The sequence below is a fragment of the Plantactinospora siamensis genome (assembly GCF_042434095.1).
GTDB lineage: Bacteria > Actinomycetota > Actinomycetes > Mycobacteriales > Micromonosporaceae > KBS50.
Genome location: NZ_JBHLUE010000016.1, coordinates 176,776 through 188,084, shown reverse-complemented (window position 1 = coordinate 188,084; position 11,309 = coordinate 176,776). Strand labels below are relative to the sequence as shown.

Sequence of the window (11,309 nt, the reverse complement as noted above, 5' to 3'; positions counted from 1 at the left end):
GAGGGGCCGCGATAGAGTCGGCCCTCGCACCGGGTGAACGGGGGTGGCCCGGATACGGCTTGGGGGAATCGAGTGGCTGAGGCGCGGACGGCGCACGGGTCGCACGGCGGGAACACGGCCGGAGAACCCGAGCAGGACACCACGCTGGTGGTGGTGACCGGCGTCTCCGGCGGCGGCCGCAGCACCGTGGCGCGGGCCCTGGAAAATGTCGGCTTCTACGTGGTGGACAACCTGCCGCAGGCGCTCATGCTGGACATGGCCGAGCTCGCGCTGCGCGCCGGCGGCGCCGCCCGGCGTACGGCCATGGTGCTGGACGTGCGGAGCCGGGCCTTCTCCACCGACCTCGCCGGGGCCATCCGCGCGCTCAAGGATCGCGGCTTCAGCCCCCGGGTGGTCTTCGTGGACGCCGACGACGAGGTGCTGATCCGGCGGTTCGAGAGCGTCCGCCGCTCCCACCCGCTGCAGGGGGACGGCCGGCTGGCCGACGGCATCGCGGTCGAGCGCGGCCTGCTGGAGGAGGCCCGCGACCTCGCCGACGTGATCATCGACACCAGCCATCTCAACGTCAACCAGCTGCGCAGCCGGGTGGAGGAGCTGTTCGGCGGCGAGGACGCCCGCCGGCTGCGGGTGACGGTGCTCTCCTTCGGCTTCAAGTACGGCCTGCCGCCGGACGCCGACTTCGTGCTGGACGCTCGCTTCCTGCCCAACCCGTACTGGGTTCCGGAGCTGCGCGAGCACACCGGCCGGGACGAGGCCGTCAGCCGGTACGTGCTGGACCAGCCCGGCGCGGTGAGCTTCGTCGAGACGTACGCGCGGCTGATCGGGGTGACGGCCGGCGGCTTCGAGCGGGAGGGCAAGCGCTACCTCACCGTGGCGGTCGGCTGCACCGGGGGCAAGCATCGCAGCGTGGCCATCGCGGAGGAGCTGGCTGAGCAGCTGCGCGAGCTGCGACTGTCGGCCCACGCGCACCACCGCGATCTGGGGCGGGAATGACGGCGGGCCGGCAACCGGAGGTCCGGGCGGCGCGTCGGGTGGTGGCGTTCGGTGGCGGCCACGGGCTGTCCGCGTCGCTGCGCGCCCTGCGGCGCTGCGCGCCGGAGCTGGATCTGGACATCACCGCCGTGGTGACGGTGGGCGACGACGGCGGGTCGAGCGGGCGGCTGCGGGCCGAGCGCGGCGCCCTGCCGCCGGGTGATCTGCGCCAGGCGCTCGCCGCGCTGGCCGCGGACCATCCGATCACCCGGCGCAGTGCCGACCTGTTCCAGCACCGCTTCGCCGCCGGCGGCCCGGGCGCCGCGGGCGCCGGTCCGAGCGGGACGGCCGGCCCGGGCCCCGGCGCCGGCCCTGCCGCGGGTGGCGCCGGCGTCGCGGCGGGTGGTGCCGGCCCCGCCGATCCGCTGGCCGGGCACGCGGTGGGCAACCTGGTGCTGTGCGGTCTCATGGAGCTGCTGGGGGACCCGGTGGCGGCGCTCGACCATGCCGGCGCGATGCTCGGCGCGATCGGCCGGGTGCTGCCGATGTCCTGCGAGCCGGTGGGGATCGAGGCGGTCGTCCGGGGGATGGATCCGGCTCGCCCGGCCGAGGCGGTCACCGTACGCGGGCAGCATGCCGTGGCCGTAACCCGAGGGCGGGTCGAGTCGTTGAGTCTGTCGCCGGTTGCCCCGCCGGCCTGTCCGCAGGCCCTCGCGGCGGTGGCCGAGGCCGACTGGCTGATCTTCGGACCGGGCAGTTGGTACACGAGTGTCATCCCGCACCTGTTGGTGCCCGAGTTGGCCGCCGCGATCGTCGCCAGCCCGGCCAGACGGCTGGTCACGCTCAACCTGGCGGCGGAGAAGGAGACCCTCGGATTGTCGGTCGCGGACCACCTCGCGGCGCTGCGCTGGTACCTGCCGGACCTCACGGTCGACCTGGTTCTCGCCGACGCCAAGGCGGTCGGCGATCCCGAACCGGTCGAGCGTGCGGCAGAATCACTGGGCGCCCGGCTCGTGCTCGCCCCGGTCGCCGTCCCGGACGGCGCCCCCCGGCACGACCCGTCGGCGCTGGGAGCCGCGCTGGTGCCTCTCCTGGGCGCCGATCGTTAAGCACGTACGAATTCCGGCAGCATGCCGGAACGGGCCACACGAGGTGACAACACGATGGCGATGACGGCGGCGGTCAAGGACGAGCTCAGCCGGGTTGACGTGCCCAAGCCCTGCTGTCGGCGGGCCGAGATGGCGGCCCTGCTGCGGTTCGCGGGCGGTCTGCACATCGTCTCCGGCCGGGTCGTCGTGGAGGCGGAGCTGGACACCGGGGCGGTGGCCCGGCGGCTGCGCCGGGAGATCGCCGAGGTGTACGGCTACTCCAGCGAGATTCACGTGCTCGCCTCCGGCGGGCTGCGCAAGGGCAGCCACTACATCGTGCGGGTGGTGAAGGACGGCGAGGCGCTGGCCCGGCAGACCGGCCTGCTCGACGTGCGCGGCCGGCCCGTGCGCGGCCTGCCGCCGCACGTGGTGGCGGCCAGCGTCTGCTGCGCGGTGGCCGCCTGGCGCGGCGCCTTCATGGCGCACGGCTCGCTCACCGAGCCGGGCCGGTCCAGCGCGTTGGAGATCACCTGCCCCGGTCCCGAGTCGGCGCTGGCCTTGGTGGGCGCGGCCCGCCGGATCGGCATCGCCGCCAAGGCCCGGGAGGTGCGCGGGGTGGACCGGGTGGTGGTCAAGGACGGCGACGCGATCGCCGCGCTGCTCACCCGGATCGGCGCGCATTCCAGCGTGCTGGCCTGGGAGGAGCGTCGGGTACGCCGGGAGGTGCGGGCCACCGCCAACCGGCTGGCCAACTTCGACGACGCCAACCTGCGGCGCTCGGCCCGGGCCGCGGTGGCGGCGGCCGCCCGGGTGACCCGGGCGCTGGAGATCCTCGCCGACGACGCGCCCAACCATCTCACCTCGGCCGGCCAGCTGCGGTTGGAGCACCGGCAGGCGTCCCTGGAGGAACTGGGCGCGCTGGCCGACCCGCCGCTGACCAAGGACGCCATCGCCGGCCGGATCCGGCGGCTGCTCGCGCTGGCCGACAAGCGCGCCCGGGACCTCGGCATCCCGGACACCGAGGCGGCCGTCACCCCGGACATGCTGGTGGTCTGATCCGCGAAGCGCTCCCAGGCACGGATTGTGCCCCAGCGCAGCGCGACGGCCCGCGCTCCGATAGGGTCGCAGCGTACGGCGACGAGGCCGACGGATGGGCTTCCTCGCCGTGCGTGCCGCCTCGGGCGGTCCGGGTCATTCCGACCGCGGCGAGGCGGCCGAGATGACCAGCAGCGGTGGGTTCCACCCGGTCGGCGGCATCGCCGCGGGCCCGGAGGATCGCGACGCTGGCGGACCAGATTGCGAGGAGATGGGACCTGTGACCATCCGGGTTGGCATCAACGGCTTCGGCCGGATCGGCCGCAACTTCTTCCGGGCCGCGTTGGCCTCGGGGGCAGACATCCAGATCGTCGGCGCTAACGACCTGACCGACAACGCCACGCTGGCGCACCTGCTCAAGTACGACAGCATCCTCGGCCGGCTCGCCGAGGAGGTCAAGGCGAGCGGCGACGAGATCAGCGTGGGCGGCCAACACGTCAAGGTCTTCTCGGAGCGCGACCCGAGCAAGCTGCCGTGGGGCGACCTGGGCGCCGACATCGTCCTGGAGTCCACCGGCTTCTTCACCGACGGCACCAAGGCCCGGGCGCACGTGGACGCGGGCGCCAAGAAGGTCATCATCTCGGCCCCGGCCAAGAACGACGACGTGACCGTGGTGATGGGGGTCAACGACAACACCTACGACCCCGCGAAGCACACCATCATCTCCAACGCCTCCTGCACCACCAACTGCCTCGCGCCGCTGGCCAAGGTGCTGCACGACGCGTTCGGCATCGATCACGGGATGATGACCACCATCCACGCGTACACGCAGGACCAGAACCTGCAGGACGGCCCGCACAAGGACCTGCGCCGGGCCCGGGCCGCCGCGCTGAACGTCGTGCCGACCTCCACGGGCGCGGCCAAGGCCATCGGCCTGGTGCTGCCGGAGCTGAACGGCAAGCTGGACGGCTACTCGCTGCGGGTGCCGGTGCCGACCGGCTCGATCACGGACCTCACCGTCGAGCTCACCCGCTCGGCGTCCGTCGAGGACATCAACGCGGCCTACCGCGCCGCCGCGGACGGCCCGCTGCGGGGCATCCTCACCTACTCGGAGGACCCGATCGTCTCCTCCGACATCGTCACCGACCCGGCGTCGTGCATCTACGACGCCCCGCTGACGAAGGTGATCGACAACCAGGTCAAGGTCTTCGGCTGGTACGACAACGAGTGGGGCTACTCCAACCGCCTCGTCGACCTGACCAAGCTGGTGGGTTCCTCGCTGTGAGCGCGAGGAGTGAGCTTGCGAGCCCCGCAGTCGCGAACGGAGAGCTGACTCTGTGAGCATCAAGAACCTCGACGACCTGCTCGCCGAGGGGGTGTCGGGTCGGCGCGTGCTGGTGCGCGCCGACCTGAACGTGCCCCTCGACAAGCAGTCCGGCGCCATCACCGATGACGGCCGGATCCGGGCGGTGCTGCCGACCCTCACGGCCCTGCGGGACGCGGGCGCGGCCATCGTGGTCTGCTCGCACCTGGGCCGGCCCAAGGGCGAGCCCGACCCGCAGTACAGCCTCGCCCCGGTGGCCGGGCGGCTCGGCGAGCTGCTCGGCTCGCCGGTGACGTTCGCCGCGGACACCGTGGGCGACTCGGCCCGGGCCGCCGTCGAGGCGTTGGCCTCCGGCGAGGTGGCGCTGCTGGAGAACCTCCGCTTCAACGCGGGGGAGACCAGCAAGGACGCCGCCGAGCGGGGGGCCTTCGCGGACCAGCTCGCCGCGTTCGGTGAGGCGTACGTGGACGACGCGTTCGGCGCCGTGCACCGCAAGCACGCCAGCGTGTACGACGTGCCCGAGCGGCTGCCGCACTTCGCCGGCCGGCTGGTGCTGCGCGAGGTGGAGGTGCTGTCCCGGCTCACCGGCGACCCCGAGCGGCCGTACGTGGTGGTGCTGGGCGGCTCCAAGGTCTCCGACAAGCTGGCCGTCATCGAGGCGCTGCTGCCCAAGGTGGATCGGCTGCTGATCGGCGGCGGCATGTGCTTCACCTTCCTCAAGGCGCAGGGCCACCAGATCGGCACCTCGCTGCTCCAGGAGGAGATGCTGGACACCTGCCGCGACCTGCTGGAGCGGGCCGAGGGCAAGATCCTGCTGCCGGCGGACGTGGTGGCGGCCACGGCGTTCGCGCCGGACGCCACGCACGACGTCGTACCGGCCGAGGCCATCCCGCACGACCGGGTGGGCCTGGACGTGGGCCCGCGTACCGTGGCGGCGTTCGCGGCCGAGATCGAGGGCGCCCGTACGGTGTTCTGGAACGGCCCGATGGGCGTGTTCGAGATGCCGGCGTTCGCGGCCGGCACCAAGGGCGTGGCCGAGGCCATCGCCGGGGTCAAGGGCTTCACCGTGGTGGGCGGGGGTGACTCGGCGGCGGCCGTGCGGGCGTTGGGGCTCGACGAGTCCGCCTTCGACCACATCTCCACCGGCGGCGGGGCGTCGCTGGAATACCTGGAGGGCAAGCCCCTCCCCGGCGTCGTGGCCCTGGAGAAGTGATGGCCACCGAGACGCGCCGGCCGCTGATGGCCGGCAACTGGAAGATGAACCTCAACCATCTGGAGGCCATCGCGCTGGTCCAGAAGTTGGCGTTCAGCCTCAACGAGCAGCAGCTCGAGGCCGTGGAGACGGTGGTGCTGCCGCCGTTCACCGATCTGCGCAGCGTGCAGACCGTGATCGACGGCGACAAGCTGAAGATCGGCTACGGCGCGCAGGATCTCTCGCCGTACCAGGCCGGCGCGTACACCGGGGACATCTCCGGCGCCATGCTCGCCAAGCTCGGCTGCTCGTACGTGGTGGTGGGGCACTCGGAGCGGCGCGCCCAGCACTACGAGGACGACGCGTTGATCAACGCGAAGGTGGCGGCCGCCCTGGCGAACGACATCACCCCGATCCTCTGCGTGGGCGAGGGGCTGGAGGTCCGCGAGGAGCTGCGGCACGTACCGCACTGCTGCGACCAGCTCGACGCGGCGCTGCGCGGCCTCACGGCCGAGCAGGTGGCCCGGGTGGTGGTCGCGTACGAGCCGGTCTGGGCGATCGGCACGGGCAAGACGGCCACGCCGGAGAACGCCCAGGAGGTGTGCGGCGAGGTCCGGCGGCGGATCGCCGAGACGTTCGACCAGGCCACCGCGGACCGGGTCCGGGTGCTGTACGGCGGCTCGGTGAAGGCCAACAACATCGCGGCGATCATGGCCCAGCCGGACGTGGACGGTGGCCTGGTCGGCGGGGCGAGCCTCGACGCCGAGGAGTTCGCGAACATCTGCCGGTTCCCGGAGCACATCGCCCGGTGACGGCCGCTATCCTTGACGGGCCCGCCCGCAGGTCGGTGCCGCTACGAGGTCGACGCCCGGGCGAGGATCGGAACGAGAGGACAAACCCGACACCATGCCTCTTTGGTTCGCGTACACGATGGTCGTGTTGCTGCTGATCACGAGCGTGCTGCTGACCCTGCTCATCCTGCTGCACCGCGGCAAGGGCGGCGGGCTGTCGAGCATGTTCGGCGGCGGGGTCAGCTCCAGCCTGGCCGGTTCGTCGATCGCCGAGAAGAACCTGGACCGATACACGGTCCTGGTGGGCATTGTCTGGTTCGCCTGCATCGTCGGCATCGGTCTCTGGCTCAAGCTGCAGATGGCGGCCGGGACGTCCTGACCGGCGCTTCTCCCGTCATCGTGCGCCGCGCGCGGCCCCCTCTGGGGCCGCGCGCGGTTCGCGTTGAGGTTGCGGACGGCGCGCGTTCCTCGCCGGAGTTCTGAGGGGATCGTCCGGAATGATGGGATTCAGCTCCGGGTCAGGCCGGGCGGCAGTAGACGTCCCCGGAGTTTGCCTCGTCCGGCAGGGCCCGCAGGCACGCGGCCAGCTCCGCGGCCGAGCGCCAGTCGTCCGGCGCCAGCGACATCGCGTCACCGAGCGCCAGGTTGAAGCGCGCGAACCCGAGGCCGGTGAGCCGGGACAGGCAGGTCACGGCCAGCTCGCGCTGGATCGTGGTGATCTCGAAGGAGAGCGCCGCCAGCGGCCGGGTCAGCCCGGCCAGCACCTGATCCTCCAGGCCCTCGACATCGATCTTGACAAACGCCGGTACGCCGAACCGGTCGATCAGCCCGTCGACGGTGACCAGCGGCACCTCGAGCTCCTCGTCCCACACCTCGTGCCGCCAGCCGTCCGCGCCGTGCGCGGCCCGGACGAAGTGCGGCGACGCCGTGGAGACCGTGGGGTTGACCGAGTTGACGTGCAGCCGGGTCCGTCCGGGTCGCGCCCCGCAGGCCGCCTCGACCACCGTCACCCGGTCGTCGGGCCCATAGAGGGCGCGCAGGGCACGGACGCACAGCGGCTGCGGCTCCACGGCCACCACCCGGGCCCCGAGCCGGCGGAAGCTGCCGGTCCGGTCACCCACGTGCGCGCCGAGGTCGAAGACGAGGTCACCGGGCCGGACGAAGTCCGCGTAGAGGGCGTCCAGGCCGGCGCCCACGGCCGGATCGGCGTACGACAGGGTCAGCGAGCGGCGCAGCCTCGACATCGACGGGTCCGCGAGGAGTTCTCCGAGCATTCCCGGCTTTACCCCGGCCCGGCCGCGCTATCCCCGGCGCCGGCCCGCGGGTCCCGGCCCGCGGGCCCCGGCCGGCGGGTCCCGGCCGGCGGGTCCCGGCCGGCGGGTCCCGGCCGGCGGGTCCCGGCCGGCGGGTCCGGCCGGACCCGCAGCGGGGATCAGCGCAGGCTGCGGAACCGCGGCTTGACCTCGGCGGCCGCCTCCCGGTCCAACAACCAGAGGGTACGGCTCAGCCCCGCCACGCCGGCGGCGGGCAGCTGCACCGGGCCGGCCCCGGCCAGCGCCATGCCGACCGGTCGGGCCTTGTCCGGTCCGGCGGCCACCAGCCACACCTGGTCGGCCGTGTTGATGGCCGGCAGGGTGAGGGTGAGCCGCACCGGCGGTGGCTTCGGACTGCCCCGGACCGCGCTCACCGGCCGGGACTCGTACGCCACGGGGTGCTCGGGGAACACCGAGGCCACGTGCCCGTCCTCACCCACCCCGAGCAGCAGCACGTCGAAGTGGGGGAGGGCGGCCGTGCCCGGCTTGGCCGCGGCGGCCAGCTCCGCGGCGTACGCGGCCGCGGCGGCTTCCGGATCGTTGCCCGCCGGTCCGTCCGCGGCCGGCATCGGGTGCACCCGGGCCGGGTCCAGCGGCAGCGCGTCGAGCAGCGCGGCGCGGGCCTGGGCGTCGTTCCGGTCCGGATCCCCGGCCGGCACGAAGCGCTCGTCGCCCCACCACAGGTCCACCCGCCGCCAGTCCACCGCGTCCCGGGCCGGCAGCTCGCGGATGGCCCGGTAAACGGCCGAGGCCACCCGCCCCCCGGTGAGCACCACGCTGGCCTCACCGCGGGCCGCCTGAGCGTCGATCAGGGCCACGATCAGCCGCGCGGCCACCGCCTGGGCCAGAACGTCCGGCTCGGCGTGCACGACGACGCTCGTCTCGCCGTTCACGCTTTCTGCCCGACGGGACCGGCGCCCGCGGCGCCCCCGGTCGGCTTGCCGCCGGCGGCCTTTCCGGTGGGCTTGCCGCCGGCGGCCTTTCCGGTGGGCTTGCCGCCGGCGGCCTGCCCGGTGGGGCCGGCATGGGCGCTCACACCGGCCTCGGCGCGCTCGGCGGTGGCCGGGTCCTTCCAGATGTGCACCCGCTCCCGCGACCGCCTATCCAGCCCCTGGATGCCGGTCAGCCCGCACAGCGCCTCCGCGTACACCTGGTCGGCGTCGAGCCGGCGCAGCTCCTCGGCCAGCTCGTCGCCGAGCGGCCGGCGGACCAGCGGGAGGTGCCGGTCGTCCTGCCCGGTGCGGCGGAACGTGGCCATCGAGTCCTCCCGGACCAGCTCCAGCTCGTCGCCGTTGGCGCAGCGCAGCCGCACCGACCGCATCCGCGGGAACTCGTCGGTGCGCTGCCAGGTCGGGTCGATGCCGAGCCGGGCCTTCAGCCAGCCGCACATCAGCGCGGCCGTCGGGTCGCTCGGCGGCGCCACCACGTCCGCCTCGGTCACCTCGGCGGCCCGGGCGTCGAAGGCGCCGGCCACCAGGGTGCGCCACGGGGTGATCCGGGTCCACGCCAGGTCGCTGTCGCCCGGCGCGTAGTCCTCGGCCCGCTGGTGCAGCGCGGCGATCGGGTCCTTGGCCTGCGCCGAGTCGGTGATCCGGCGGTCGGCCACCACGCCCAGGTAGTCGTTGGCGATCCGGTCCGGCGGCTCGCCGTGCCACCAGGTGACCACCGGCACGTCCGGCACGAGCAGCGGCATGACCACCGACTCGGCGTGCAGGGCCAGCCGGCCGTACATCCGCATCACCACGGCCTCGCACGGGCCGAGCCGGCCGCCCACCACGATCTCCGCGTCCAGCCGGTTGCGGTCCCGCTCCACGTCCGAGCGGACGACCACCAGCAGCCGGCACGGGTGCGCGGCGGCCGCCACGGTGGCGGCGGCCTCGGCCTCCCGGACCCGCTTCTCATCCACCACGACGATCAACGTGAGGGCCATCCCGCTGGCCACCCCGCCGGCGCTGCGCCGCTCGGCGGCCAGCGCCTTGACCACGTCGTTGCCGGTGGTGTCCCACAGGCCGATCAATGGATCCTCCAGGTTCGCTCGTTCGGCTTCATGCCCGCCGCCACGCCCGGCCCTCGCGGCCCAGCATCTCGTCGGCGGCCCGCGGACCCCACTCACCGGCCCGGTACGGCTCGGGCTTGGTGCCCTGCCAGGCCTCCTCCAGCGGGTCGATGACCTGCCAGCTCTGCTCGACCTCGGCGGCGTCCGGGAACAGCGTCCGGTCGCCGATCAGCACGTCCAGCACCAGCCGCTCGTACGCCTCGGGGCTGGACTCGGTGAACGCCTCGCCGTACTGGAAGTCCATGGCGATGTCCCGCACCTCCATGGTGGTGCCCGGGACCTTCGAGCCGAACTTCAGCACCACGCCCTCGTCCGGCTGCACCCGGATGACCAGCTGGTTGTTGCCCAGCATCTCCATGTCGGTGGCGTTGAACGGCAGGTGCGGCGCCTTCTTGAACATGATGGCCACCTCGGTGACCCGGCGGGGGAGCCGCTTGCCGGCCCGGATGTAGAACGGCACCTCGGCCCAGCGCCGGTTCTGGATGCCGAGCTTCACGGCCACGTACGTCTCGGTGGTGGAGTCGGGCGGCACGCCCTCCTCCTCGTGGTATCCGACGGCGCGCTCGCCGGCCACCCAACCGGCCAGGTACTGGCCACGGACCGTGTCGAGGTGCGGATCCTGGGGCAGCTTGATGGCCCGGAGCACCTTGAGCTTCTCGGCCCGGATCTCGGCGGCGTCGAAGCTCGTCGGCTCCTCCATGGCCACCAGCGCCAGCAGTTGGAGCAGGTGGTTCTGTAGCACGTCGCGGGCGGCGCCGGCCGAGTCGTAGAAGCCGGCCCGGCTGCCGATCCCGACGTCCTCGGCCATGGTGATCTGCACCGAGTCGACGTACTTCGAGTTCCACAGCGGCTCGAAGAGGTTGTTGGCGAACCGCAGCGCCATGATGTTCTGGACGGTTTCCTTGCCCAGGTAGTGGTCGATGCGGAAGACGTCCTCCCGGGTGAAGACGTCGTCGACCAGGTCGTTGAGCTCCTTGGCGGACTGCAGGTCGTGGCCGAACGGCTTCTCCACGACGACCCGCCGCCAGCCCCCGGACTTGGCGTTGTCGGCCATGCCGGTGCGGGCGAGCTGCTTGAGCACGACCGGGAACGCGGCCGGGGGGATGGAGAAGTAGAACGCCGCGTTGCCCTGGATGCCGTGGCTGTCGCGCAGGTCGTCGAGGGTCTGGGCGAGCCGGTCGAACGCGGCGTCGTCGTCGAAGGAGCCGCCCACGAACTTGACGTTGCCGATCAGCCGGGCCCACACCTCGTCCCGCCACGGCGTCCGGGCGTGCTTGCGGGCGGCCTCGTAGGCCAGCGACTCGAAGTCGCCGTCGCCCCAGTCCCGCCGGGCGAAACCGAGCACTACGAAACCGGGCGGCAGCAGACCGCGGTTGGCCAGGTCGTACACGGCCGGTAGCAGCTTCTTCCGGGCCAGGTCGCCGGTCACCCCGAAGATCACCAGAGCGCACGGCTCCGGAATCCTTGGCAGGCGGCGGTCCTGCGGATCGCGCAGAGGATTCACGCCTCCTCCTTGCCCTGTCGTCCTCTGGCTCATT

General features: G+C 73.0%; 10 protein-coding genes and 1 pseudogene. 7 read left to right on the top strand and 4 right to left on the bottom strand.

Annotation, left to right across the window (positions count from 1 at the left end):
• Positions 1-144 precede the first annotated feature (144 nt).
• The 7 genes from rapZ (at position 145) to secG (ending at position 6,781) form a co-directional block, all read left to right on the top strand.
• Positions 145-993, top strand: a complete 849-nt coding sequence (rapZ, locus tag ACFFHU_RS18300; RefSeq protein WP_377341199.1) for an RNase adapter RapZ — start codon at positions 145-147, stop codon at positions 991-993.
• On the top strand, positions 990-2,081 hold the full coding sequence (locus tag ACFFHU_RS18295) for a gluconeogenesis factor YvcK family protein (protein ID WP_377340479.1): 1,092 nt from the start codon (positions 990-992) through the stop codon (positions 2,079-2,081). Before rapZ ends, ACFFHU_RS18295 begins: the two co-directional genes overlap by 4 nt.
• 54 nt (positions 2,082-2,135) lie before the next feature.
• A complete protein-coding gene (whiA, locus tag ACFFHU_RS18290; protein ID WP_377340477.1) occupies positions 2,136-3,116 on the top strand; it encodes a DNA-binding protein WhiA in 981 nt (326 codons plus the stop codon).
• A gap of 259 nt (positions 3,117-3,375) precedes the next feature.
• Positions 3,376-4,380 (top strand): type I glyceraldehyde-3-phosphate dehydrogenase, encoded by a 1,005-nt coding sequence (gap, locus tag ACFFHU_RS18285; protein ID WP_377340476.1) that lies wholly within the window; start codon positions 3,376-3,378, stop codon positions 4,378-4,380.
• Positions 4,381-4,432: 52 nt separating this feature from the next.
• A complete protein-coding gene (locus tag ACFFHU_RS18280) occupies positions 4,433-5,632 on the top strand; it encodes a phosphoglycerate kinase (protein WP_377340474.1) in 1,200 nt (399 codons plus the stop codon).
• Complete coding sequence (gene tpiA, locus ACFFHU_RS18275) at positions 5,632-6,423, top strand: triose-phosphate isomerase (protein WP_377340472.1); 792 nt, start codon at positions 5,632-5,634, stop codon at positions 6,421-6,423. Before ACFFHU_RS18280 ends, tpiA begins: the two co-directional genes overlap by 1 nt.
• Before the next feature lie 94 nt (positions 6,424-6,517).
• Positions 6,518-6,781 carry a preprotein translocase subunit SecG gene (gene secG, locus ACFFHU_RS18270; RefSeq protein WP_377340471.1) on the top strand — a complete coding sequence of 88 codons (264 nt, stop codon included), beginning with the start codon at positions 6,518-6,520 and terminating at the stop codon, positions 6,779-6,781.
• Positions 6,782-6,920: 139 nt separating this feature from the next.
• Here the strand turns inward: secG and ACFFHU_RS18265 are convergent, their stop codons facing one another.
• The 4 genes and pseudogenes from ACFFHU_RS18265 to zwf all read right to left on the bottom strand — a co-directional run bounded on the left by ACFFHU_RS18265 (position 6,921) and on the right by zwf (position 11,308).
• Positions 6,921-7,676, bottom strand: coding sequence for an FkbM family methyltransferase (locus ACFFHU_RS18265; protein WP_377340469.1), 756 nt, complete (start codon positions 7,674-7,676; stop codon positions 6,921-6,923).
• A gap of 158 nt (positions 7,677-7,834) precedes the next feature.
• Positions 7,835-8,608, bottom strand: a complete 774-nt coding sequence (gene pgl / locus ACFFHU_RS18260) for a 6-phosphogluconolactonase (protein ID WP_377340467.1) — start codon at positions 8,606-8,608, stop codon at positions 7,835-7,837.
• Between the two features lie 125 nt (positions 8,609-8,733).
• Positions 8,734-9,732, bottom strand: a pseudogene (locus ACFFHU_RS18255) (glucose-6-phosphate dehydrogenase assembly protein OpcA); the annotation flags it as partial.
• Between the two features lie 28 nt (positions 9,733-9,760).
• On the bottom strand, positions 9,761-11,308 hold the full coding sequence (gene zwf, locus ACFFHU_RS18250) for a glucose-6-phosphate dehydrogenase (protein WP_377340466.1): 1,548 nt from the start codon (positions 11,306-11,308) through the stop codon (positions 9,761-9,763).
• Position 11,309 lies beyond the last annotated feature (1 nt).